General features: G+C 60.5%; 19 protein-coding genes. 10 read left to right on the forward strand and 9 right to left on the reverse strand.

The genetic code is table 11. The features are described 5' to 3' along the window. Nucleotides 1-185 precede the first annotated feature (185 nt). A complete protein-coding gene (locus tag IVA95_RS25110; RefSeq protein WP_346658043.1) occupies nt 186-779 on the forward strand; it encodes an anthrone oxygenase family protein in 594 nt (197 codons plus the stop codon). A 415-nt stretch (nt 780-1,194) separates the two neighbouring features. On the opposite strand, the gene IVA95_RS25115 is transcribed toward IVA95_RS25110, so the two are convergent. From IVA95_RS25115 to IVA95_RS25140, 6 genes are all read right to left on the reverse strand, one after another. Next, complete coding sequence (locus tag IVA95_RS25115) at nt 1,195-2,172, reverse strand: tripartite tricarboxylate transporter substrate binding protein (RefSeq protein WP_247512938.1); 978 nt, start codon at nt 2,170-2,172, stop codon at nt 1,195-1,197. A 155-nt stretch (nt 2,173-2,327) separates the two neighbouring features. Then, entirely contained in the window at nt 2,328-3,281 is a 954-nt protein-coding gene (locus IVA95_RS25120; RefSeq protein WP_276577715.1) for a GDP-L-fucose synthase, read from the reverse strand. Continuing rightward, nucleotides 3,262-4,347 (reverse strand): GDP-mannose 4,6-dehydratase, encoded by a 1,086-nt coding sequence (gene gmd, locus IVA95_RS25125; RefSeq protein ID WP_247512939.1) that lies wholly within the window; start codon nt 4,345-4,347, stop codon nt 3,262-3,264. Before gmd ends, IVA95_RS25120 begins: the two co-directional genes overlap by 20 nt. 569 nt (nt 4,348-4,916) lie before the next feature. Further along, entirely contained in the window at nt 4,917-5,666 is a 750-nt protein-coding gene (locus tag IVA95_RS25130; RefSeq protein WP_247512940.1) for a class I SAM-dependent methyltransferase, read from the reverse strand. 5 nt (nt 5,667-5,671) lie between these two features. Next, complete coding sequence (locus tag IVA95_RS25135) at nt 5,672-7,135, reverse strand: bifunctional class I SAM-dependent methyltransferase/glycosyltransferase family 2 protein (protein WP_247512941.1); 1,464 nt, start codon at nt 7,133-7,135, stop codon at nt 5,672-5,674. A gap of 71 nt (nt 7,136-7,206) precedes the next feature. Beyond that, entirely contained in the window at nt 7,207-8,049 is an 843-nt protein-coding gene (locus IVA95_RS25140) for an FkbM family methyltransferase (protein WP_247512942.1), read from the reverse strand. Between the two features lie 312 nt (nt 8,050-8,361). Here IVA95_RS25140 and IVA95_RS25145 point away from each other — a divergent pair, with 312 nt between their 5' ends. Next, complete coding sequence (locus tag IVA95_RS25145) at nt 8,362-10,497, forward strand: hypothetical protein (protein WP_247512943.1); 2,136 nt, start codon at nt 8,362-8,364, stop codon at nt 10,495-10,497. A gap of 89 nt (nt 10,498-10,586) precedes the next feature. Here the strand turns inward: IVA95_RS25145 and IVA95_RS25150 are convergent, their stop codons facing one another. After that, a complete protein-coding gene (locus IVA95_RS25150) occupies nt 10,587-11,261 on the reverse strand; it encodes a Crp/Fnr family transcriptional regulator (protein WP_247512944.1) in 675 nt (224 codons plus the stop codon). 300 nt (nt 11,262-11,561) lie between these two features. Between IVA95_RS25150 and IVA95_RS25155 the strand changes: the two genes are divergently transcribed. The 7 genes from IVA95_RS25155 to IVA95_RS25185 all read left to right on the forward strand — a co-directional run bounded on the left by IVA95_RS25155 (nt 11,562) and on the right by IVA95_RS25185 (nt 18,737). Next, nucleotides 11,562-12,383, forward strand: a complete 822-nt coding sequence (locus IVA95_RS25155; RefSeq protein WP_247512945.1) for an ABC transporter ATP-binding protein — start codon at nt 11,562-11,564, stop codon at nt 12,381-12,383. Continuing rightward, nucleotides 12,380-14,311, forward strand: a complete 1,932-nt coding sequence (locus tag IVA95_RS25160) for a long-chain fatty acid--CoA ligase (protein ID WP_247512946.1) — start codon at nt 12,380-12,382, stop codon at nt 14,309-14,311. Before IVA95_RS25155 ends, IVA95_RS25160 begins: the two co-directional genes overlap by 4 nt. Further along, nucleotides 14,308-14,460: a hypothetical protein gene (locus tag IVA95_RS25165; protein ID WP_247512947.1), complete on the forward strand. Its 153-nt coding sequence runs from the start codon at nt 14,308-14,310 to the stop codon at nt 14,458-14,460. The genes IVA95_RS25160 and IVA95_RS25165 overlap by 4 nt, the downstream gene beginning before the upstream one ends. Beyond that, the gene (locus IVA95_RS25170; RefSeq protein WP_247512948.1) at nt 14,457-15,350 is read left to right on the forward strand and encodes a branched-chain amino acid ABC transporter permease; all 894 of its coding nucleotides are present in this window, start codon (nt 14,457-14,459) and stop codon (nt 15,348-15,350) included. Before IVA95_RS25165 ends, IVA95_RS25170 begins: the two co-directional genes overlap by 4 nt. Before the next feature lie 6 nt (nt 15,351-15,356). Beyond that, complete coding sequence (locus IVA95_RS25175) at nt 15,357-16,430, forward strand: branched-chain amino acid ABC transporter permease (protein ID WP_247512949.1); 1,074 nt, start codon at nt 15,357-15,359, stop codon at nt 16,428-16,430. Between the two features lie 58 nt (nt 16,431-16,488). Further along, nucleotides 16,489-17,769 (forward strand): ABC transporter substrate-binding protein, encoded by a 1,281-nt coding sequence (locus IVA95_RS25180; RefSeq protein WP_247512950.1) that lies wholly within the window; start codon nt 16,489-16,491, stop codon nt 17,767-17,769. 134 nt (nt 17,770-17,903) lie between these two features. After that, nucleotides 17,904-18,737 (forward strand): ABC transporter ATP-binding protein, encoded by an 834-nt coding sequence (locus IVA95_RS25185; RefSeq protein ID WP_247512951.1) that lies wholly within the window; start codon nt 17,904-17,906, stop codon nt 18,735-18,737. 98 nt (nt 18,738-18,835) lie between these two features. Here IVA95_RS25185 and IVA95_RS25190 read toward each other — a convergent pair whose 3' ends face one another. Further along, entirely contained in the window at nt 18,836-19,996 is a 1,161-nt protein-coding gene (locus tag IVA95_RS25190; protein ID WP_247512952.1) for an AGE family epimerase/isomerase, read from the reverse strand. An 89-nt stretch (nt 19,997-20,085) separates the two neighbouring features. Between IVA95_RS25190 and IVA95_RS25195 the strand changes: the two genes are divergently transcribed. After that, the gene (locus IVA95_RS25195; protein WP_247512953.1) at nt 20,086-21,309 is read left to right on the forward strand and encodes an AMP-binding protein; all 1,224 of its coding nucleotides are present in this window, start codon (nt 20,086-20,088) and stop codon (nt 21,307-21,309) included. A gap of 4 nt (nt 21,310-21,313) precedes the next feature. Here the strand turns inward: IVA95_RS25195 and IVA95_RS25200 are convergent, their stop codons facing one another. Continuing rightward, nucleotides 21,314-22,411, reverse strand: coding sequence for a DegT/DnrJ/EryC1/StrS family aminotransferase (locus tag IVA95_RS25200; RefSeq protein WP_247512954.1), 1,098 nt, complete (start codon nt 22,409-22,411; stop codon nt 21,314-21,316). Nucleotides 22,412-22,422: the final 11 nt, after the last annotated feature.

Below are 22,422 nucleotides of genomic sequence, written 5' to 3' on the forward strand. Positions count from 1 at the left end.
CTACGCCATCATGCGGAGGGCATGCCCCTACCGCGGAGAGAACCATGAACCCGGCAAGGATGTGGAGAGTCTTGACCGCAGGCCCGGAATTAGAGAACAGCCAGGGTCACTCTCGGACATCGTAACCTAGTTGGGTGATGTCCGCGCTGCGCTCAAGAACGGACATTGTAAGGTCGTTCGTTCACGTGACAAAGGTCACGCGCTCAGCGGATGATTTTTCTGCTTGGGGGGTTGCACTGGCTTTAGAGACCGCCCTAGGGAAGGCTACAATGCCTAGATTGCTCGTAGCACTATCGATCGCGTCAATTGTCTTTTGCGGCGCGATTTTCGGATTCTTCTATGCCTGGGTCTGCTCGACGATGTGGGGACTCGATCAGGCGGATCCCCGTGTCGCAATCGCCGCCATGAAGGCGATGAATGCCTCAGTGCGCAACGCGGTGTTCTTTCCCGCATTCTTCCTGACACCGGTAGTTCTGGTTCTCACGGCGGCCGCAATGCGCTTTGCCGGTCAAAGTTTGGCTGCGTTCTGGTACTTGGCCGCGGCTGCGGTCTATATGGTTTTCGGCGTTTTCCTCACAATGGCTGTGAACGTTCCCATGAACGAGGCGTTGGCGGTGACGCCTATTCCGGCAGACATTGAAGCCGCGCGGGAGGTTTGGGAAAGCTATTCAGGGCGATGGCAGTTCTGGAATCAAGTGCGAGCGATCGCTTCAGGCATCGCTTTGATTTTCGCCGCTTTCGGACTGATATCGCGACCGACCGTCCCAGAGACTGTATGACAGCAAAGCTCGATCTGTCACCTTCGCCCAAGTTGCAGAAGAAGAATAGACTGGCTTAGCCAGCGGCCCGATGCTCTGACCGGGACTCCTCACCGAATGTCCGTTGCGCGTCACTTGCGGACATCACAACGCTGCTGATCCGCGTCTGCTTGCCTCCGGATACTGTTGCAAAAGCCGAAAGTTGCATCAGTCCGAATTCTTGGTGAAACGTTAAAACGCGAGGCGATCGACGATTCGGATAACCTCAATCGCGTTACCGAAGTCGCCTATTAGTTTAGCATGAGGCGATGAGGTCCCTCAGATCTCTACACGAAAATCGCGCCTGCGGCCCTCAGAATTTTTGACACCTTCGGCAAAACGACTTTTGCAACACAATCCTCCGGAAAGCAGACATTGCTGGTTTACCTCGCCGGTCCTAATCCACCTTGGCGCCGGCGAACTTGACGACCTTGCCCCATTTCTCGGTTTCGTCCGCCACCAGCTTGCCGAAATCGGCGGGCGAGCCCGGCAGCAGGATGGCGCCGATCTCGGCAAACCGGGCCTTCACCTTGGGATCGGCGAGGATTTCGTTCACCGCCTTGTTGAGCGTGCCGACGATTTCCGGCGGCGTGCCCTTTGGCGCTGCGAGGCCATACCAGGCGCTCGCCTCGTAGCCGGGGAGGAAATCGGCGACCAGCGGCAGGTCCGGCAGCACGTCCGAACGCGTAGTGCTGGTGACCGCAAGCCCGCGCAGCTTGCCGGATTTGACGTGCTCGGCGCAGGTCGGAAGGTTATCGAACATCACATGCATCTGGCCGGAAAGCATATCGGTGAGCGCCGGCGCGCCACCGCGATAGGGCACGTGCTGCATGTTGATGCCGGTCAGCATCTTGAACAGTTCGCCCGACATGTGGATCGTCGACCCGTTGCCTGACGATGCCATGTTGAGCTTGCCCGGATTGGCCTTGGCGTAGGCGATCAGCTCGGGGATCGACTTGATCGGCAGCGAGGGATGCACCACCACGACATTGGGAAAGCGAATGATGCCCGCGATCGGCTCCATCTCCTTCATGAAATCGAACGGCAGCTTGTCATAGAGCGTGGCGTTGATCGCATTCGCCGGCGCCACCAAGAGCAGCGTGTAGCCGTCCGGCGTGGCGCGCAGCACCTGCTCGGTGGCGATATTGGTGCCGCCGCCCGGCCGGTTCTCGATGACGAAGGATTGCCCGAGCTTTTCCGATAGCCATTGCCCCATCAGGCGCGACGTGAGGTCCGCCGAGCCGCCGGGCGTATAGCCGATCACGAGGCGAACCGGGCGCGATGGATAGGCCTGCGCGCTTGCGATGCTTGATGTGGCGGGGAGCGCAGCCGCACCGGCGACGAGCTGCAAGAACTGGCGACGTTGATATTTCATCATGCTTCCTCCGACAACACGCGGCGATGGCTCTTTGCGGCCGCTCGGCGCGTGCATCCTAGAGCATGATCAGGAAAATTGGGTATCGATTTTCGTGCGGGAGAGGCGAAATGCTTTCGTGTTGGCGCGGACTGACAGGGCTTTCGTTCGGCTAGCTAGCCGCTCACCGCGCGCTCGCTGAGGAACGCCTGATAGGCGAGCCGGATGCCGTCCTCGAGCTTCGTGCTGGCGCGCCAGCCCAGTTTGGCCAGCCGGCTGACATCGAGCAGTTTTCGCGGGGTGCCGTCCGGGCGCGAGGCATCAAAACCGATCGCGCCGGCATAGCCGACGGTCGCCGCGACCACGCGGGCGAATTCGGCGATCGTGATGTCCTCGCCGGTGCCGATATTGACCAGTTCGCTATCCGAATAGGTCTTCATCAGATGAATGCAGGCGTCCGCGAGGTCGTCGACATAGAGGAATTCGCGCCGCGGCGTGCCGGTGCCCCAAACCACGACCTCGCTCGCGCCGGCAACCTTGGCTTCGTGAAAGCGGCGGATCAGCGCGGCGACGACGTGGCTGTATTCGGGATGATAATTGTCGCCGCGGCCGTAGAGATTGGTCGGCATCACGTTGATGAAGTCGGCGCCGTACTGGCTGCGATAGGCCTCCACCATCTTGATGCCGGCGATCTTGGCGATCGCATAGGGCTCGTTGGTCGGCTCCAGCGGCCCGGTCAGCATCGAGTCCTCGCGCAAAGGCTGCGGCGCCAGTTTGGGATAGATGCAGGAGGAGCCGAGAAACATCAGCTTCTCGGCGCCGTGGACATGCGCGGCATGGATCACGTTCGAAGCAATCGCCAGATTGTCGTAGAGGAATTCGGCGCGCAGCGTGTTGTTGGCGACGATGCCGCCGACCTTGGCGGCGGCGAGAAACACCACCTGCGGGCGTTTGGCGGCAAACCACGCATTGACCGCGGCCTGATCGCGCAGATCGACCTCGCTGCGGGGCACGGTCAGCAGCTCGACGTCTTCCCGCGCCAGCCGGCGCACCAGCGCCGAGCCGACCATGCCGCGGTGCCCGGCGACGTAGACGGTCTTGCTCGTCAGCTCAAACGGCAGGCTTGCCATTGGCGACCTCCCGCTTCGCTTCTGCCAGATCGTTGGCGACCATTTCCTTGACCAGTTCGGTGACCGACGTCTTCGGCTTCCAGCCGAGTTTTTCCCGCGCCTTGCTGGCATCGCCGACCAGAAGATCGACCTCGGTCGGCCGGAAATAGTCGGGATCGATGCGGACCACGGTCTTGCCGGATGTGGCGTCGACGCCGGTCTCGTCAACACCCCGGCCGCGCCATTCGATGCGGCGGCCGACCTCGGCGAACGCCAGCTCGACGAACTCGCGCACCGAGCGGGTTTCGCCGGTCGCCAGCACGAAATCGTCGGGGGCGTCGGCCTGCAGGATCTTGTGCATGCCCTCGATATAGTCGCGCGCATGGCCCCAGTCGCGCTTGGCCTCGAGGTTGCCGAGATAGAGCGCCTCGTCGAGGCCAACCTCGATGCGGGCGACGCTGCGGGTGATCTTGCGGGTGACAAAGGTCTCGCCGCGGATCGGGCTCTCATGGTTGAACAGGATGCCGTTACTGGCAAACATGCCGTAGGCCTCGCGGTAGTTCACCGTGATCCAGTAGCCGTACAGTTTGGCGACGCCGTAAGGCGAGCGCGGGTAGAACGGCGTGGTCTCCTTCTGCGGCACTTCCTGGACCAGGCCGTAGAGCTCCGAGGTCGAGGCCTGATAGAACCGCGTCTCCTTCTCCATGCCGAGGATGCGGATCGCCTCCAAGAGCCGCAGCACGCCGATGGCGTCGGCGTTGGCGGTATATTCCGGGCTTTCGAAGCTGACGCCGACATGGCTCTGGGCGGCGAGGTTGTAGATCTCGGTCGGCCTGATCTGCTGCATCAGCCGGATCAGGTTGGTCGAGTCGGTCATGTCGCCGTAATGCAGCAGGAACGGCACGTTGCGGGAATGCGGGTCCTGGTAGAGGTGATCGATCCGCGCGGTGTTGAACGACGACGACCGCCGCTTGATGCCGTGGACGGTGTAGCCGAGGCCGAGCAGATATTCGGCCAGATAGGCGCCGTCCTGGCCGGTAACGCCCGTGATCAGCGCCACGCGCCGCTGTGAATCCTGAGCCGCCATGTCTTCTCCAATGACGCCGATCCGCGGCGAGTAACAGCCGTTCCGCGCTTCCATCGCCCAGCCCAAATGAGACGCACGGGCCGTGCCATCGGCCGCGCACGGCCATAGCATCCGACCAGAGCCGTGTCTAAGGCTGATTTCGAACTCGACCCGAAACGGACGCTTGCCTGCTCGGCATTGGCGCCTGACATGCAGCCTTTCTCATTCGCCACGCGTCCACTGCTGACCGAAAGCGTCGATGGGTAGAAGAAAAGCAAAGATGTGTTCTTCGAATTCTCCGCGCATGAGTTCACTGACTAGTGCAACTTGGACGTCCGCCGCCTCGACGCTATTCGCAATCCGGAGCCTAAGTTTAGCGATCTGCAGCGGCCAGTCGCCTGATAACGGAGTAGATAGCGCATTTTTACTCGCTAGGGGCAATTCACAGGGAAGCCGCAAAATCCAAATGTTCCCAGCGATTTAGAAAGTCGAATCTCTGGCCATCCAATGAATCACTACTCGATGCCCATTTTGAACGCTGTGGCAACTTCCGAAATCTCAGGTCGAGATCTGAAATAATTTCGACACCGCTATATGCGTTGCAGAACAATCATCATCCGGAATGCTAAATGTTTTCGGACTGGAGCTGGCACCTTTCGTTCAAATGCCAGCATCGGGCCGACCAGTGAGCCCGGAATCAACGACCATTTCTGGAATCCGCCGCTCATCGGATAGGCGAAAAGGCTGTGCCATTCGACGGTGCGTATCCGCAACGAAGGAACGGTCTGTTCGATACGCCTGCACGCGGGAGCAGTGGCGAACAACAATGTGGGAATTGCCTGATTGGCGTCGAACGGATCACGATCGGGATCGATTGCGACAAGCGCGAATGGATCGGCGTTCATGTCCACGGGTTCTTCGTGAAACCGATCGTAGAACCTGCGCGCGATTGTCGTCATCGCCGGTTCGATCATCGCTAGACACCCGCCGGGCTTCAAGACGCGCGACGCCTCCTTGAGGAATTCGATCGGGCGTTCCAGATGATGCAGGACATCGAGCATCACGACGCCGTCAAAGATTTCATTCCGGAAAGGCAGCCGGTGAGCATCGGCGACCACGTCGATACCCGGAAAGGATAAGATGTCGGCGGAAACGACATCGGGGCGAGATTCCTTGATATGAGCCGTTCCTCCGCCGATGTCGAGAACGGTACCCGCCGGACAGTTTTCAAACAGCTGCCGGTGAAAGTCATGATAGAGGGCGCGTAGCGCTTTCTTCCGCGCCCAGACCTCCCGATGGATGACCTGGCGTTGATTCAAACTGGTTGCGCTCTGCGTCATGACAATCAAATAGCCTTGAGCTTGCGGTAGGCGAACCAAACCATTCTCAACAGCAACCAACCGTCCCGAAATCGAGATATCTGGGTTTCGCCAAAAGTACGGGCCCTGTAGTGGATCGCAGTTTCGACGATTTTCAGATTCTGTTTCGCGGCGCCGAAGATCAGATCAAAATCCCCGAACGGATCGAAGTTGCCGAAGTATTCGCGCTCCCGCGCCAGCACTTCGTAATCTTTTCGCAAAAGGACTTTGGTGCCGCATAGCGTGTCGGTGAGCCGGGTGTTTACGAGATAGCTGAATAGATAGGCAAAGCAGCGGTTGGCGATGAGATTGAGCGATCGCATCGCCTCGTTTTCCATTGGGTAGATCAGACGGGTGCCGTTGACGAATTCTGCCTTGCCGGTCTCGATTAACGAATGATATTTCGGCAGTGCTTCAGGAGGCATCGTCAGATCTGCATCGAGAATCATCAGCACGTCGCCGGTAGCGCTGGCGAAACCTTTTCGAACCGCATCGCCCTTACCCTTTCCATCCTGCTTCAGCACTTTGATGTCCCAGTTGTCCTTATATGCATCGCGTACCCGCTCGCACTCTTCGAACGTGCCGTCGCTGGAATTTCCTTCCACGAACAGAATTTCCTGCTTGGCGGCGAACCTCGGCATCCGCAGTATAGCGCTTTCGATATTGCCTTTCTCGTTTCGACAGGGAATGACGATGCTCACCGAATATTTCCGGTCCGGAAACTTCAGGACCGGTCGTCCGACGAGGTAGGTTCGGAGGCATAACTGCCTGATCACCGGCAGCGGCGCGATGAAGCGATTGACGAACGAACCAATTCCGAACCAACGCAGCGGTATCAATTGGCGCTGCTCCTGGCTAATCACTTCGAAATCCGCGATATCCATCAGGTTCAGGAAATCGACGGTTGCTATATAATTGATCTTCGGTCGCCTTCTACGCAGACGCAGTAGCTCGGCGACTTTCAGGATCGGCTCCCACAAATGTGAGTAATAGGAGATTATGATCCGCGTGGACGGCGTGCACAAGTGATGCACAAGTCTCAATGTGCCGTCGATGTCCTCGAACATCCCGATGGTATCGGCGATCACGATGTAATCGAATGGATCCTCTATGCCGGCCAACGTTGCCGGATTTTCCACGTCGCCGAGAACAAAATGCAGGCCTGGATGCAACTCCTTGGCCTTGGCAATCGTATTGGCGCTGAAGTCTATTCCGACGCCGTAGGATGGTTTCAGCGCGGCGAGCAACTCGCCTTGGCCACAACCAAGTTCCAGTACCCGCTTACCGGGTGGAATCAGGAATCGCATGAACTTGCGGTCGTCTTCGCGATAGGCGGCGTTGAACTTGCTGAGACGATCACCATCGTTCGGGCTGCTCTCGGCGTATTTTAGGAATTCCCTCTTTCGCAAATTGCAGACCGCTGGTGAAATACTGGATTGCGCTGGATTCATTGTGGCGTCCAAGTTACAACCGCCCCTTGCTAGAGTGCGGCTTACGTTTTCGACGGACGGCTGCGCAGGCATCAGGTGACGCGGGCGATGACGTTCATGCTTTCGCCGCTCTCGACCAGCGCCTGCAACTCCTTTGCCGTCGAAGGCAAGCGCTTCTGCGTCCTCTCGTGGTAGAAGATATACCCATTGGGAATGAAGTAAGAAAGGAGCTGATCTAGCGAGGCGCCCCGTTCATCGAGCACATAGGGCGCCAATTCCATCACGAAGGTCGGGCGAGCATCGCGAAGCAGTGACGGCGCGCCGCGAAGCACGTCACATTCGAACCCGTCCACATCAAGCTTTACCAACTGCACTTTTCGGTCAGCATGCTCGGCTAGAATGCTGTCCAGGCTCCGCGCCTGCGCTGAATCCGTCTGCATTTCGCGACCAAGGTGCTTAGGGTGCAGTCCTGCCTCCGCCACCAAGGGCCAACTGGAGTAGATGGCATCCGGGACCACGGTTCCGTCCGTGGCGGTCAAGAAGCAATGAAACGCATCCACACGAGACGCAAGCAATGGATTGAGATCCAGGTTCCGTCGAAGCTTGCGGAACGCAAAATCCGTCGGCTCGAATGCTAAAACCCGGCCCTTCGGACCGACCAGTTTGGCCAAACGCAATGTGTGCGCCCCGATGTTGGCCCCAATATCGAGCACGAGCGAAGAGGGTTCCGTTAATTTGCTCAAGGCAGTCGCGGTACTGGGCTCGAACATGCCTCCGAGATAGATTGCAAAATCTATTCCCTGCGAAAGGTCCAGATCGTAACTGATTCCATCCCTGACAAAAATCTCTCGATCAGTTCGACCCAGCAGCGTGCGACCGGCGTGAACCGCGCGATAAATCGCGCGCGCGGCGCCGATTTTATGGATCGTCTTCATCGATGGAATCCGCTCCTGGGCAGTCGAAGGGGGACTATTCCTAACCGAAGGGATCCCTCCTGTAAATTGATAGAGCGCGTTTAGCAACGTACTGTTGTGGCGTCGTACTGGTCGTCAGTAGACATATCGTTGGTGTTGCAGAGCAGGCCCGGCGCGGCGCGATATTGGTAAACGAACACGCGCCCTGCTCAGCGCCGCCCCTCATCAGCCCCGAGAAGGCCGATTCCCTGCTTACGCGCTTTTGTTGCAGGAGGGGCGGCAAGCTCCCGTTAGTTGACCGATGGCCGAGGTTCGGGCATGGATCGGTTATAGATGGGATCGAAGACCAAGAAGTGCGACGAAAGGCGGTCGCGCGTGCGCGAGATGCCAGTACAAATTATCAAGACGCGGCGACCTTGGCTCTGGTGCTGCATAGCATTTCTGGCAGCGGTTTCGTTCGTGATTTTCCGGCACAATACCGCGTTCTATCCGTACTACTCCACCGACGACATGGATCAAGTCACCGCGCTCGACGCGCTTTTGATCCAGGGCGGCATGCTCCCTGACCAGGTGACCCATCCGGCGGGCGGCATGTACTTGATGCTGTCCTGGAGCCAGTGGTTCGGCCAACTAGTTGGGCTAGTGCATATGCGGGACTACACCGCAATGTATAGCTGGGCCAATCCATTGCTCGGCGTTGCCGAGCTGATCCAATTTCTTCGCGGCCATCTGGCGTTCCTCGCCGTCGGCTCCGCGCTGTTGCTCGCGCTTGCACTAGCCAAGGTTACCCGCGCCGGGCCGTTGCTCTTGATCTTGGCATTTTTGTTCTTTGCAGGATCGCGATCACTCGCATATCAGACAATCCTGTTTCGGACCGACCTTTTCGGCCTCTTCTATGCCTCATGCAGTCTGTACGTTGCACTGATTGCCGTCGATGCGAACAGAGCATTGCGATCATCGGTTCTGGCGGTTGCTTCCGGCATGTTCGCCGGGCTGGCGTTCAACACCAAAATTCAAATTCTTCCCACCATTGCCGCCGTACCCCTGTTTGCACTCTTGATGATGCTCCGGGACAGTAGCTTGTCTGCATTTGGGCGATTGTCGCCGCGGAGCAATCGAATAATCGCGGGTGCCTCAATCTCTCTATACCTCGCCTTCATCGTCCTCGCATTCTTTCTGGACTTGCCGGCGCACGTCTATCACTCTCGAACATCGTTCTCGATCACGCCGCTTTGCATCGTCACTGGTTTGGCCTTGATTATCCCGATGCTGCTGACCGAGTTTTTCAAAAAGCCGGAAAGCTTGGGATATCGCTTCGGCTCCTTTACGAACTTGATGGGGTTAGGAGTTCTTCTTTCGATTCCGTTGCTGATGTTCGTCTTTTCAGATCTGTTGAAGGGTGCATTTTACGCGTTATCCATCGTCAAGGTCGCCTTCCTTGGTTCGGTAGATCCGAACCTGGTCGGCAATCCGGCATCGCTGTGGCAGCAGTTCACGAGCACTCCCCTTCTCTTCCTTCTGCCGGCGGTGATGATCGGCGCGCTCGCCGTTAGTCAGCGGCGATCGTCAAACTATGGCGAGCTTGCAGTTCTAGGAGTGATTTTTCTTCTCTTCGTATTGTCCGTCGTCGTTTTCAACCGGGGAATGCAGGGGCATGACATCATCTTTTCCGAACCGCTGAGCTTGCTCCTGAGCCTCGTCCTGCTGCAGACGCTTTGGAAACGCGGCGTCGCTCTTCGGCTAATGGCCGTTGCTTTCTCGGCCTTGCTTGCGTTCCATGTTGCTATCAACGGGCAGCCCGCACCGTTTATTAATGCCCAGCTCGCCGGTTATTTCAGGGAAACGAAGCAATTGATGACCTCCTACGGCCGAGGAAACCAGGGCGTATTCGAGGGGTATTTCACGCGTCTTTTCGTGCAGGATGACGACGGGCGCAGGATACCGGTCGCATCGCGTGACGCGATATTCGAGCAGGCCGCCAACTTCGACACCATCGCATCCCAAGTTGAATTCAGCTTGCCCAACTTGCGCGTGGACCGCAGTCGCATCGGCGTGGTGGCCGAGGGACTGAAACCCTACGGACAACGACGTCCGGAGATGAGATTTACAAAGGTAGCCGACATCTTCAGGGGCGCCACATCCTATGTCCCACGAGCCGCAGATGCAGTGCCTGGCGCCGATGGTCTCGGCCGATTGTTTACCCTGCTGGGTGTTCATTCGATCGAACTCAACGCTCTACTCCACACTCACCCTGAAGTGATTCGGACGAGATTGGATCTAAGCGTGTTCGTCCTGGTCCCTGCCGCCATTAAGGACGAGTTCGGGTGGTCAGAAGCACCTGTCGAGATCGGGATCGGAGATCAGAACTACGTCGCGGTACCAGTCCCTGCCAATCCGCCGGCCGCGCTTTTGGCTAAGCTCGTAGCGGTTCATGATCGGATCATCGTGATCAAACGAAAGCACGCATAGAGATTGCGCATCGAGACGGCCTTCTACCGCGCGCAGGCCCCTGGGCCAAGTCTATCGCCATAGCCGTTTGAAATCAGGCTCTTAGGCAACTAGTCGCCATGCTGGCGCAAGCGTTCGAGTTCGATGATGGTGACGCCGCCATATTCGAGCCGCAGCAAGCCCTCCTTCTCGAGCCGCTTCAGGCACTGGTTGGCGTTTTGCCGCGAAATACCGGAGAGCGCTCCGATTTCTTCCTGCGTGATCTCCAGATGGCGCGTCATGTCCGGATAGAGAATCGGGTTGAACAGCGAGGCAATGGAACGCGCGACGCGGCTGGTTGCGTCGAGCGTGCGGCCATGTTCCACCGCGCCGATGAACTGGCCGAGCCGTTCGTTGAGTTGCCGGACCAGAAAGCGGTTGAAGGCGACGCTGTTCTCGAACAGCCAAAAGAAGGTGCTGCGGTCCATCAGCGCCAGCCTGGTGTCGCGCAATGCCACCACGTCGTAACGGCGCGGCTCGCTCTTCAGCACCGTGCCTTCGCCGAACCAGGCGCCCGCCGTGAGGCCGGCGAACGTCGCCGCCTTGCCCCCGCTCGATACGGTACTCATTCGGGCAAGGCCGGTGACGATGCCGGTCCAATAGTCGAAGCGATCGCCGCGCATGAAGATATGCTCGTTGGCGCGGTAGGATTTCTCGACGATGCCGGCACGGGCGACTTCGATTTCCCGCTCGTTCAGTTCGCGCGACCAGGCCGCGATGCGCTTGAGGTAATCCGCAGCAATCATGATCGCATCGACCGTCGCGCCCTATACTTGCTGCACTGCAACAGAAGTGCAGCCTGGCAAAATTTCCCGACGAATTGTCAGGCAAAAGACATTTCAAACTATCGCATTGCCCTAAGGAGGGCCACCTCGGTGGATGTGCCCATGGTACGACTGGTTGGGGTGCGGCGTTACCACGCGTAATGCCGGCCGTGATCGGCATCGTAGTCGGATGGCCGGAAGGTCACTCCGGATGTAAGATTGCGGGTGTAGTTGCGAACGATAGATAAAGAGCGCGGCAAGCGCCTTATCTGGAGGGAATGAGTGGCTCATACGTTGGAAGTGCGCGGCGTGTCGCTGCGCTTCGGTGGCGTCCGTGCGCTGACCGAGGTCTCGTTCGGCGTGAACGAAGGCGAATTGTTCTCGATCATCGGCCCGAACGGCGCCGGCAAGACCTCGATCGTCAATTGTATTTCCGGCCGCTACAAGCCCACCGAAGGCCAGCTATTCTACCGCGGCAAGGACATCACCGGCCTCAATCCGAACGCGCGGCCACGGCTCGGCATCGGCCGCACTTTCCAGAACCTGGCGCTGTTCCACCACATGAGCGTGCTCGACAACATCATGGTCGGGCGGCACCACCTCCTGAAGAACAATTTTATCACCGGCTCGCTTTACTGGCTGACCGGCGCGCGGCGCGAGGAACTCGAGCACCGCCGCAAGGTGGAGGAAATCATCGACTTCCTCGACCTGCAGTCGGTGCGCAAGGCCACCGCCGGCACCCTGCCCTACGGCTTGCGCAAGCGCGTCGAGCTCGCCCGCGCGATGGCGCTGGAGCCGCAACTCATCCTGCTCGACGAGCCGATGGCCGGCATGAACTTCGAAGAGAAGGAGGATATGGCGCGCTACATCGTCGATCTCAACGAAGAGTTCGGCATGACCGTGATGATGATCGAGCACGACATGGGCGTGGTTATGGATATCTCTCACCGCGTCATGGTGCTGGATTTCGGCCGCAAGATCGCCGAGGGCGATCCCGCCTCCGTGCTCGCCGATCCGCATGTGAAGCGCGCCTATCTCGGCGAAGAAGATGAGGTTCTGGTCGATCCGGACGACACGCCGGCACCACGGGAGAGCGTGGCATGATGGATTACGCCGGGCGCGCCGCCCAAGCCGATACCTTTCCAAAGCTGTTGCGCCTCAACTCCAGGGAGCACGACGGCGAGATTGCGCTGCGCGAAAAGGATCTTGGGCTGTGGCGCGTCTTCACCTGGAGCGATTACCAGACCCGCGTCCACGATTTCGCGCTCGGCCTGGTCGAACTGGGTCTTAAACGCGGCGACGTCATTGGCATCATCGGCGACAATCGCCCGGACTGGGTGGCCGCCGAAATCGCAACGCATGCCATCGGCGCCATGAGCCTCGGCCTTTATCGCGACGTGCTGGACGAGGAAGCGGCCTACCTGCTCAGCTACGGCGAGGCCAAACTGGTGTTCGCCGAGGATGAAGAACAGGTCGACAAGCTGCTGGCGTTGGCCGACCGCGCGCCCAACCTCAAGCACATCGTCTATTCCGATCCGCGCGGCATGCGTAAATACGACGATCCGCGGCTGATGGAAGCCGAGAAGCTGGCCACGATGGGGCGCGACCGCGCCGCGCGGGAGCCGGGCCTCTACGACCGCCTGGTTGACGCGACGCGCGGCGAGGATGTCGCGATCCTCTGCACGACATCGGGCACCACGGCCAACCCCAAGCTGGCGATGCTGGCGGCTGGCCGCGTGCTGAGACATTGCGCGACCTATCTGGCCTTCGATCCGAAGGGTCCGGACGACGAATACGTCTCGGTGCTGCCGCTGCCCTGGATCATGGAACAGGTCTACGCGCTTGGCAAAGGGCTGCTGTGCCGGATGAAGGTCAACTTCGTCGAAGAGCCCGAGACCATGATGCACGATTTCCGCGAGATCGCGCCGACCTTCGTACTGTTCGCGCCGCGGCTCTGGGAATCGATCGCCGCCGATGTGCGCGCCGGCGTGATGGACTCTTCGCCGCTGAAACAAAAGCTGTTCGACATCGGCATGAAGGCGGGCCTCTCCGCGCTCGCCCAAAGCAAGCATTCGATTTTTGCCGATCAGTTGTTGTTCCGCGCCCTACGCGACCGCCTCGGCTTCACACGGCTGCGCTCGGCCGCGACCGGCGGCGCCGCGCTCGGCCCCGACACCTTCAAGTTCTTCCAGGCCATGGGCGTGCCGCTGCGCACGCTCTATGGTCAGACCGAATTGCTGGGTGCTTACACGCTGCATCCCGCCGGCAAAGTCGATCCGGATACGACAGGCGTGCCGATGGCCGACAATATCGAGATCCGCGTCGACAACCCTGATGTCAACGGCGTCGGCGAAATCGTCGTCCGCCACCCCAACATGTTCCTGGGCTATTACAAGAATCCGGAAGCGTCGGCCGCCGACGTCAAGGACGGCTGGATGCATTCGGGTGACGCCGGCTACTTCAACGGAGATGGCCAGCTCGTCGTCATCGACCGCATCAAGGATCTCGCCGAAACCGCGCGCGGTGAGCGCTTCTCGCCGCAATATCTGGAAAATAAGCTAAAATTCTCGCCCTACATCGCCGAGACGGTGGTGCTCGGCGCCGGCCGCGATGCGCTGGCGGCGATGATCTGTATTCGTTATTCGATCATCTCGAAATGGGCGGAGAAGAACCGCATCTCGTTCACGACCTACACTGACCTGTCCTCCCGCCCCGAGGTCTATACGCTGTTGCGCAAGGAGGTCGAGGGCGTCAACGCCACGCTGCCGCCGGGGCAGCGCATTTCCCGCTTTCTCTTGCTCTACAAGGAACTCGATGCCGACGACGGCGAATTAACCCGCACCCGCAAGGTCCGCCGCAGCGTTATCAACGAAAAATACGCAGATATCATCGACGCGATCTATGCCGGCAAGAGCGACATTCCCGTCGACACCGTAATCCGCTTCCAGGACGGCACCACCCAGCGCATCCGCACTACGCTCCGCGTGGTCGATCTCGGCGGCCCTGCGCCGATGGCGGAGGCCGCGGAATGATCCTGATGTTTGCCAGTGGCGCCGCAAAACTGATCATGCGCGGGCTTGACCCGCGCATCCATCTTCTTCGGAAAAAGTGCTTCTTCAGGCGATGGATCGCCGGGTCAAGCCCGGCGATGACAGCTTGCGCGTCTGGTAACTTCGCATGAACACCCAGCTCCTCATCCAGCTCCTCGTCAACGGCCTCGTGGTCGGCACGCTCTACGGCGTGGTCGCGATGTCGTTCGTGCTGATCTACAAGGCGACGCAGGTCGTGAACTTCGCGCAGGGCGAACTGCTGCTGATCGGCGCCTGGGTGTGCTGGTGGCTGCTAACCAAATATCAGGTGCCGTTCTATCTGGGCATGCCGATCACGCTGGTGTTCATGTTCCTGTTCGGCATCGCGATCCAGATCGTGATCCTGCGCCCGATGATCGGCGAGCCCATCATTTCCGTGATCATGGTGACCATCGCGCTCTCGACCGTGTTTTCGGCACTGATGAAATGGATGTTCGGCGTCAATTTGCAGCCGTTCCCGCGCATCTTCCAGACCCAGAACATCAACATCCTCGGCCTGCAGGTGCAGACCGTCTATCTGATGAGCCTCGCGGTCTCGGTGGCGATGATGATCGGCATGGCGTGGTTCTTCCGCCTCTCCAAATATGGTCTGGCGATGCGCGCCACCGCCTTCAACCAGCAGGTGGCGCAGTCGCTCGGCATTTCCGTCAAAAGCGTGTTCGCGATGGCCTGGGCGATCTCGGCGACCGTCTCCGCCGTAGCTGGCGTCGTGGTCGCCGTCGTCAACGGTGTATCGGCGGGCCTTTCAGCCTATGGCGTCAAGGTGTTTCCGGCGGCAATCCTCGGCGGCCTCGACAGCGTTGGCGGCGCCGTGCTCGGCGGCATCATCATCGGCCTTTTGGAAAACATCGCGCACTTTCTCGACAGCGAATATCTGCACTGGGGCAATCTCTACGAGATCGCGCCGTTCTACGCGCTCATCATCATCCTCATGATCAAGCCGTACGGCCTGTTCGGCACCAAAGACATCGAACGGGTGTAAACAATTATGGCAGTCCAGACCCTCATTCCCGCCGGCGATTTCCGCACCAGCTATGCGGCGGATACCACCGTGTTTCCGACTACGACCAGCCGCAACGCCATGATCGCCGGCATCGTGCTGATTTGCTTTGCACCACACGTCGTCAACGAATACGTTCTCAGCCTGCTGATTCAGATCGGCATCTTCGGCATCGCAGCACTTGGGCTGAACATCGTCGTCGGCTTCACCGGCCAGATCTCGATCGGCCACGCCGCCTTCTTCGGTTTCGGCGCCTTTACCTCGGCCTATCTCTCGAACCGGTTCGGCATTCCCGTCTTCTTTTGCATTCCGCTCGCAGGCGTCGTGACGGCCGCGGTCGGCCTGGTCTTCGGCCTGCCCGCGGCACGGCTGAAGGGGCTTTATCTCGCGATCGCGACGCTGGCGGCGCAATACATCCTGCTCGACTTCTTTGCCCGCGCCGAATGGTTCACCGGCGGCAGCGTTCCCGCCAGCGCCGAGCCATTTTCGATCTTCGGATACATGCTGCGTGGCGACAAGCAGTATTTCTATGTCGTGCTGGCCTATGTCATCGTCTGCTATCTGCTGGTCACCAATCTGATCCGTTCGCGCGACGGGCGCGCATTGGTTGCGGTGCGCGACCATTATCTGTCCGCCGAGATCATGGGCATCAACCTGACCAAGTACCGCACGCTGTCGTTTGGCCTCGCCGCCTTCTTTGCCGGCGTCGGCGGCGCGCTCTATGCGCATTATAATCAGGTGGTTTCCAACGAAGGCTTCGGCATCGATCGTTCGATCATCTTTCTTGCGATGATCATCATCGGCGGGCTCGGTTCGATCATGGGCACGCTGATGGGCACTGCCTTCATGGTGCTGCTGCCCGAATCGATGGAATGGCTCAGCGTCGCGCTCCGCGACAGTCCGATCGATCAATTTCTGGGATTAAAGAACAATATCGCTTTCTTGCGCGAGATGGCCATCGGCCTGATCATCATCATCTTTCTGGTGTTCGAGCCGGATGGACTTGCGCATCGATGGCGACAGATCAAGGCATACTGGAAACTCTACCCGTTCTCGCATTGAGGTCGGAACGGGACGAACAACGAGAAGACCTCGAGAAGTAACCGGGAGGACTATATCCATGACGATGAAGACTCTGTTGAGCACAGCCTCGCTTGCTTTGCTGTTGGGTTCTACCGCGGCATCGGCCCAGGCGCCGATCGCGCTGGGGCATCTCACCGACTATTCAGGACCAACTTCGGACGTCGGAACGCCGTTCGGACAGGGTGTCGCCGACACCTATGCGTGGATCAACAAGAGCGGCGGCATTAATGGCGCCAAGGTCAATCTCGATACGGTCGATTACGGCTATCAGGTGCCGCGCGCGATCGCGCAGTACAAGAAATGGTCGGGCGCCGACAAAGTCGCCGCCATTCTCGGCTGGGGCACCGCCGACACCGAGGCGCTGACAGGATTCCTGGCCCAGGACAAGATTCCGGATATCTCGGCATCCTATGCCGCAGCACTCTCCGATCCGACCGGCGCCGGCGGCAAGGCCAAGCCCGCGCCGTACAACTTCTTCTATGGACCGAGCTATTCGGACGCACTTCGCGGCATGCTGACCTGGGCCGCCGAGGACTGGAAAGCCAAGGGCAAGTCCGGCAAGCCGAAATACGTGCACATGGGCGCCAACCACCCCTATCCGAACGCGCCGAAGGCGGCGGGTGAAGCCATCGCCACCGACCTCGGGTTCGAAGTGCTGCCGCCGATCGTGTTCGCATTGACGCCCGGCGACTACAGCGCGCAGTGCCTGACGCTGAAGAGCTCAGGCGCCAATTATGCCTATCTCGGCAATACCGCGGGCTCCAACATCTCCGTGCTCAACGCCTGCAAGGCCGCCGGAGTCGACGTTCAGTTCCTCGGCAACGTATGGGGCATGGACGAAAATGCCGCCAAGGCTGCCGGTGCTGCCGCCGACGGCGTGGTGTTTCCGCTGCGTACCGCGATCGCCTGGGGCGGCAACGCGCCTGGCATGAAGACGTTTATGGAAATCTCCAAGATGTCGGACGCAGCCGGTACCACCTATCGCCCCGTGCACTACCTCGCCGGCGTCTGCACCGCGCTCTACATGAAGGAAGCCGTCGAATGGGCAGCCAAGAACGGCGGCGCCACCGGCGAGAACGTCAAGAAGGGCTTCTATCAGAAGAAGGATTGGGTGCCCGCCGGCGGCGAAGGCATCTGCAATCCCTCGACCTTCACCGAGACGGATCACCGCGGCACGCTCAAGGTCGATCTGTATCGCATGAAGGTCGCCGGCGCGACCGACGCCCCGCTCAACGAGCTCGTCAAGAACGGCGGCATCAAGATGGAGAAGGCGAAGACGATCGACCTGCCGCGCAAGCCCGAGTGGCTGGGTTGGTAAGCCCCGCCAACCGATACGTCGTCATCCCCCGCGAAAGCGGGGGATCCAGTACGCCGCGGCTTCTCGGCCAATCACCGGCGCCTCTGGAATACTGGGTCACCCGCTTTCGCGGGTGACGACAGCGAGAGGTCAATATGACTGAAACAACTGAACTCAATCGTCTGGCGGCGCCACAAGCCGCGCCGCTCCTCAGCGTCCACAACATCGAGGTGGTCTACGACAAGGTCATCCTGGTGCTGCGCGGCCTCAGCCTCGAAGTGCCGAAGGGCGCAATCGTAGCGCTGCTCGGCGCCAACGGCGCCGGCAAGTCGACGACGCTGAAGGCGATCTCGGGCCTGCTCAAGACCGAGGACGGCGAAGTGGTCCGCGGTGAAATCATGTTCGATGGCGAGCGCATCAACGGCATCGACCCCGACAAGATCGTCCGCCGCGGCATCTTCCAGGTGATGGAAGGCCGCCGCATCATCGCCGACATGACCTCGATCGAAAACCTGAAGCTCGGCGCCTTCACGCGTACCGACAACGAGATCGCCGCCGACATCGACATGGTATTCAGATATTTCCCGCGGCTGAAGGAGCGCACCGGGCTCGCCGGCTATCTCTCCGGCGGCGAGCAGCAGATGCTGGCGATCGGCCGCGCGCTGATGGCGCGCCCCAAGATGATCCTGATGGATGAGCCATCGATGGGCCTGTCGCCGCTCCTGGTCAAGGAAGTGTTTGGGATCATCAAAGCGATCAACCGCGACCTCGGCGTCACCATCCTGCTGGTGGAGCAGAACGCGCGCGCGGCGCTGTCGGTCGCGAGCCACGGCTACATCATGGAACAGGGCAAGGTGGTGCTTGACGGCACCGCTGACGAACTGCGCGACAACGAGGACGTCAAGGAGTTCTATCTCGGCGGCGCCGGCGACCAGCGCAAGAGTTTCAAGAACCTCAAAAGCTTCAAGCGGCGAAAGCGGTGGCTGTGAACCATAGCGTTTTCGAGCGAAGCATGTCCTCGGACTTGATCCGGGGATGGAGCCCGGTTCGCGTGAAGAGAACGCGTCAAAACAAAAGAATCAAACGCTCAGCCGAGCACCTGTTCCGCTTCCGCGACTGCGCAGAGAACATGATAGAACGAAGACGCAGGGATGGTGGTGACCAGCGAGTTGCCGTCGCGGTCGAATTGGTCGTACCAGCCGCCCGGGACGGGATGGCTGAGATAGTGCCGTTCGAGCCGCGCCAGCGCCGCGCGCGCTTCATCGCCCGCGCCCGCCTCGCCCGCTTCGGCCTGCGCGATCCACGCCTTGGCGAGTTCGGTCTGCGGCCACAGCCGGCGCGTATGCCGCCTGATATTGCCGTTGGCGTCGCCTTCGTCGATCAGGCAGCCGGTCGCCTCATCGCGATAGCGCAGCGCCGAGGCCAGCAATTCGCCGCGGTAGCGCCCGGTCGGACAGCCGGTGATGCGCTCAAAAGCTTTCAGCAGCCACGTCCATTCCGCCTGATGTCCGGGCTCGACGCTGACCGGCTCGATCTTCGAAAAATCCTCCTCGAAATACTCGCCGAGCACCTGCCGCTGCTTGTCGTAGAGGTTGGCCAGAAACAGGCTGAAGAAATTTCCGGCCCTGTTCTGGAACACCGTGTCGTGCGTCGCGTCGAACGCCGCGATCATCGCTTCGAACAGATGCATCTGCGGGTTCTGCCGCCGCGGCATCGATACCGGCAAACCTTCATGAACCCCGCCGTGCGGCGAGCGCAACTGCGTCTCGATAAAATGGCACAGCGCGTCGATCTCGGAGCGGATCTGCGCGTCGCGATCGAGCGCGTAGACGGTTGCCAGCGCCAACAGCACGAAGGCGTGGTCGTAGGAATCGCGCAGCGGGTCCAGCACCGCGCCGTCAGGCTGCAGCGTGTGCACAAAACCGGGCTTGCCGTCGGGGGCTTTCGCCTTCGCCAGCAGGTGCTCCAGCCCCTTCAGCGCGATCGCGCGGCCTTTCGGATACCAGCCCATCTGCGCCGCCTTGGCGTAGCAATAGATCTGGCGCGCCTGCACGAAAACCCGGCGCGGCGCCAGATGGTCTGCACGGCCGTCCGGATTGAGCCGATCGATAAAGCCGCCCGCTCTGTCGTCCCACCCCTCGGTCGACCACAGCGGCAAGCAATGGTCGATCATGCGAAGCTTCAACTTGGCGACGATATCGGCCGAATCCAGCGTGTCTGCCGCCGCAGCGGTATCTCTTTCAGCCATTGCGTTCCCTGGAACATCAACACCGGTAGAAGCCGTCTGATAGCACGTCAGAGGCGGCACGCAATCGGCCCTCACCTGAGGCATCAGCCATGACCGATCACTACGACGCCCTTGAAACGCGCGAGCCGGGCATACGCGAGGCGGAGCTGTTTTCAAAGCTTCCGGACGTCTTGTGCAAGGCGCTGGCCGCGCCGGCCTATGCCGAGCGACTGAAGGGCATCGATCCCGCTTCCGTGACCAGCCGGGCCGCGTTGGCGAGACTGCCCGTGCTGCGCAAATCGGAACTTCCTGCCCTGCACAAGGCCGCGCCGCCTTTCGGCGGGTTCGTGGCGGGGCCGCTCGGATCGTTCGGACGGCTGTTTACCTCACCGGGTCCGATCTTCGAGCCCGAACCTGTCCACCCCGACCCCTGGCGCGGCGCGCGGGCGCTGTTCGCGGCGGGCTTCCGGCCTGGCGACGTCGTGCTCAACACCTTCAGCTATCATCTGACGCCGGGCGGCTTCATTTTCGACGCCTCGGCGCGGGCGCTGGGCTGCGCGGTGATTCCGGCCGGCCCCGGCAATGCCGAGCAGCAGTTTGAACTGATCGAGGCCTACCGCCCGGTCGGGTATAGCGGCACGCCCGATTTCCTCAAGATGCTGCTCGACGCCGCCGCGAATGCCGGACGCGATGTCTCCTCGATCAAGCGCGCGCTGGTCTCCGGCGCGGCGTTTCCGAAATCACTGCAGGACGAGGTCAAGGCGCGCGGCATCGACGCCTATCAGGCGTTCGGCACAGCCGACCTCGGCATGATCGCGTTCGAGACGCCGGCGCGCGAAGGCATGGTCGTCAACGAGGATCTCATCATGGAGATCGTGCGTCCCGGCACCGGCGACCCTGTGGCGCCCGGCGACGTCGGCGAGATCGTCGTCACCTCGCTCGATCCGCAGCATCCCTGGATCCGGCTCGCGCTCGGCGACCTTAGCGCGGCGTTGCCAGGGGCAAGCCCGTGCGGACGCACCAACATGCGCATCAAGGGTTGGATGGGTCGCGCCGACCAGACCACCAAGGTCAAGGGCATGTTCGTCCGCCCCGAGCAGATCGCCGAGATCGGCAAGCGCCATCCCGAACTCGGAAGACTACGCCTCGTCGTCACGCGATCCGGCGAGAGCGATCTGATGACGCTGAAGGCGGAAACGGCAGCGGCTAGCGGCAATCTTCAGGACGAACTCGCGACAACACTGCGCGCGGTAACGAAGCTCGGCGGCAGTGTCGAACTGGTCGCCGCCGGCACGTTGCCTAACGACGGCAAGGTGATCGCCGACGAGCGATAAGCACTCAGAACTTGCGAACCAGATCGACGACCTTGTCCTGCTGCGCCCGCGTGATCTCCGCGAACATCGGCAGCGACAGGATGCGTCCCTGATCGCGATGCGCATTCGGAAACTGCTCGGGGCGATGGCCGAAGCGCGCATAGGCGGCAAGGAACGGCAGCGCCGTCGGATAGTTGATCGCGGTCTGCACGCCGTTGGCGTTCAGGTGCGCAGCCAATGCATCGCGGCGCGGATGCCTGATCGTGTAGAGATGATAGACGTGGGTTCGGCCCGGCGCGACCTGCGGCACGATCACGTTCTCGATTTGGTTGAGGCCGGCATCGTAAACCTCGGCCGCGTTCTGGCGCGCCTTAGTCCACCCAGCGAGATGCGGCAGTTTGGCCGACAGGATCGCCGCCTGCATGCCGTCGAGCCGGCTGTTGATGCCTTCGATGTGATGCTGATGCTTTACCAGACCGCCGTGCCGCGCCAGCATCGTCATGTGCTCGGCGAGCGCGGCGTCGTTGGTGACGACGGCGCCAGCATCGCCCATCGCGCCGAGATTCTTGCCTGGATAAAACGAATAGGTTGCGGCGGCCCCGAACGTGCCGACCTGCTGGCCTTTATACCGCGCAAGATGCGCCTGCGCGCAGTCCTCGATTACCCAGAGCTTGTGCTTGTTCGCGATCATCATGATCGCGTCCATGTCGGCCGGCTGCCCGTACAGATGTACGGGGATAATGCCGACCGTGCGCGGCGTTATCGCCGCCTCGATCGCCGCCGGATCGATCGTGAACGTCGCGCCGTCGGTGTCGCAGAACACCACGGTGGCGCCGGCATGCGTGATCATTGCCGAGGTGCTGATCCAGGAATGCGCCGTGGTGATCACCTCGTCGCCCGGCCTGACCTTCAGCGCGGCCATGGCGAGATACAGCGCGTCGGTGCCGTTGGCGCAGGACACGCAATGCTTGACGTCGACGGCAGCGGCGAACTCCCGTTCGAAGGCTTCGACATAGGGCCCGCGAATGAAGGCATTGTCACCGATGACGGAGGCAATCGCGCCGTCGATCTCGCTCTTGATGTTTTGATACTGCAGTTGCAGATCCGCAAAAGGCACCGGCATCGGTCGTGTTT

It is taken from the genome of Bradyrhizobium sp. 157, assembly GCF_023073815.1.
Taxonomy (GTDB): domain Bacteria; phylum Pseudomonadota; class Alphaproteobacteria; order Rhizobiales; family Xanthobacteraceae; genus Bradyrhizobium.

Bases quoted from the DNA above. Each gene is read 5' to 3' on its own strand.
- IVA95_RS25150 (WP_247512944.1), bottom strand. From the start codon at position 11,261: ATGATTGCTGCGGATTACCTCAAGCGCATCGCGGCCTGGTCGCGCGAA.
- IVA95_RS25170 (WP_247512948.1), top strand. From the start codon at position 14,457: ATGAACACCCAGCTCCTCATCCAGCTCCTCGTCAACGGCCTCGTGGTC.
- IVA95_RS25200 (WP_247512954.1), bottom strand. From the start codon at position 22,411: ATGCCGGTGCCTTTTGCGGATCTGCAACTGCAGTATCAAAACATCAAG.
- IVA95_RS25130 (WP_247512940.1), bottom strand. From the start codon at position 5,666: ATGACGCAGAGCGCAACCAGTTTGAATCAACGCCAGGTCATCCATCGG.
- IVA95_RS25145 (WP_247512943.1), top strand. From the start codon at position 8,362: ATGGGATCGAAGACCAAGAAGTGCGACGAAAGGCGGTCGCGCGTGCGC.
- IVA95_RS25175 (WP_247512949.1), top strand. From the start codon at position 15,357: ATGGCAGTCCAGACCCTCATTCCCGCCGGCGATTTCCGCACCAGCTAT.
- IVA95_RS25185 (WP_247512951.1), top strand. From the start codon at position 17,904: ATGACTGAAACAACTGAACTCAATCGTCTGGCGGCGCCACAAGCCGCG.
- IVA95_RS25165 (WP_247512947.1), top strand. From the start codon at position 14,308: ATGATCCTGATGTTTGCCAGTGGCGCCGCAAAACTGATCATGCGCGGG.
- IVA95_RS25115 (WP_247512938.1), bottom strand. From the start codon at position 2,172: ATGAAATATCAACGTCGCCAGTTCTTGCAGCTCGTCGCCGGTGCGGCT.
- IVA95_RS25160 (WP_247512946.1), top strand. From the start codon at position 12,380: ATGATGGATTACGCCGGGCGCGCCGCCCAAGCCGATACCTTTCCAAAG.
- IVA95_RS25140 (WP_247512942.1), bottom strand. From the start codon at position 8,049: ATGAAGACGATCCATAAAATCGGCGCCGCGCGCGCGATTTATCGCGCG.
- IVA95_RS25120 (WP_276577715.1), bottom strand. From the start codon at position 3,281: ATGGCAAGCCTGCCGTTTGAGCTGACGAGCAAGACCGTCTACGTCGCC.
- IVA95_RS25190 (WP_247512952.1), bottom strand. From the start codon at position 19,996: ATGGCTGAAAGAGATACCGCTGCGGCGGCAGACACGCTGGATTCGGCC.
- gmd (WP_247512939.1), bottom strand. From the start codon at position 4,347: ATGGCGGCTCAGGATTCACAGCGGCGCGTGGCGCTGATCACGGGCGTT.
- IVA95_RS25135 (WP_247512941.1), bottom strand. From the start codon at position 7,135: ATGAATCCAGCGCAATCCAGTATTTCACCAGCGGTCTGCAATTTGCGA.
- IVA95_RS25180 (WP_247512950.1), top strand. From the start codon at position 16,489: ATGACGATGAAGACTCTGTTGAGCACAGCCTCGCTTGCTTTGCTGTTG.
- IVA95_RS25195 (WP_247512953.1), top strand. From the start codon at position 20,086: ATGACCGATCACTACGACGCCCTTGAAACGCGCGAGCCGGGCATACGC.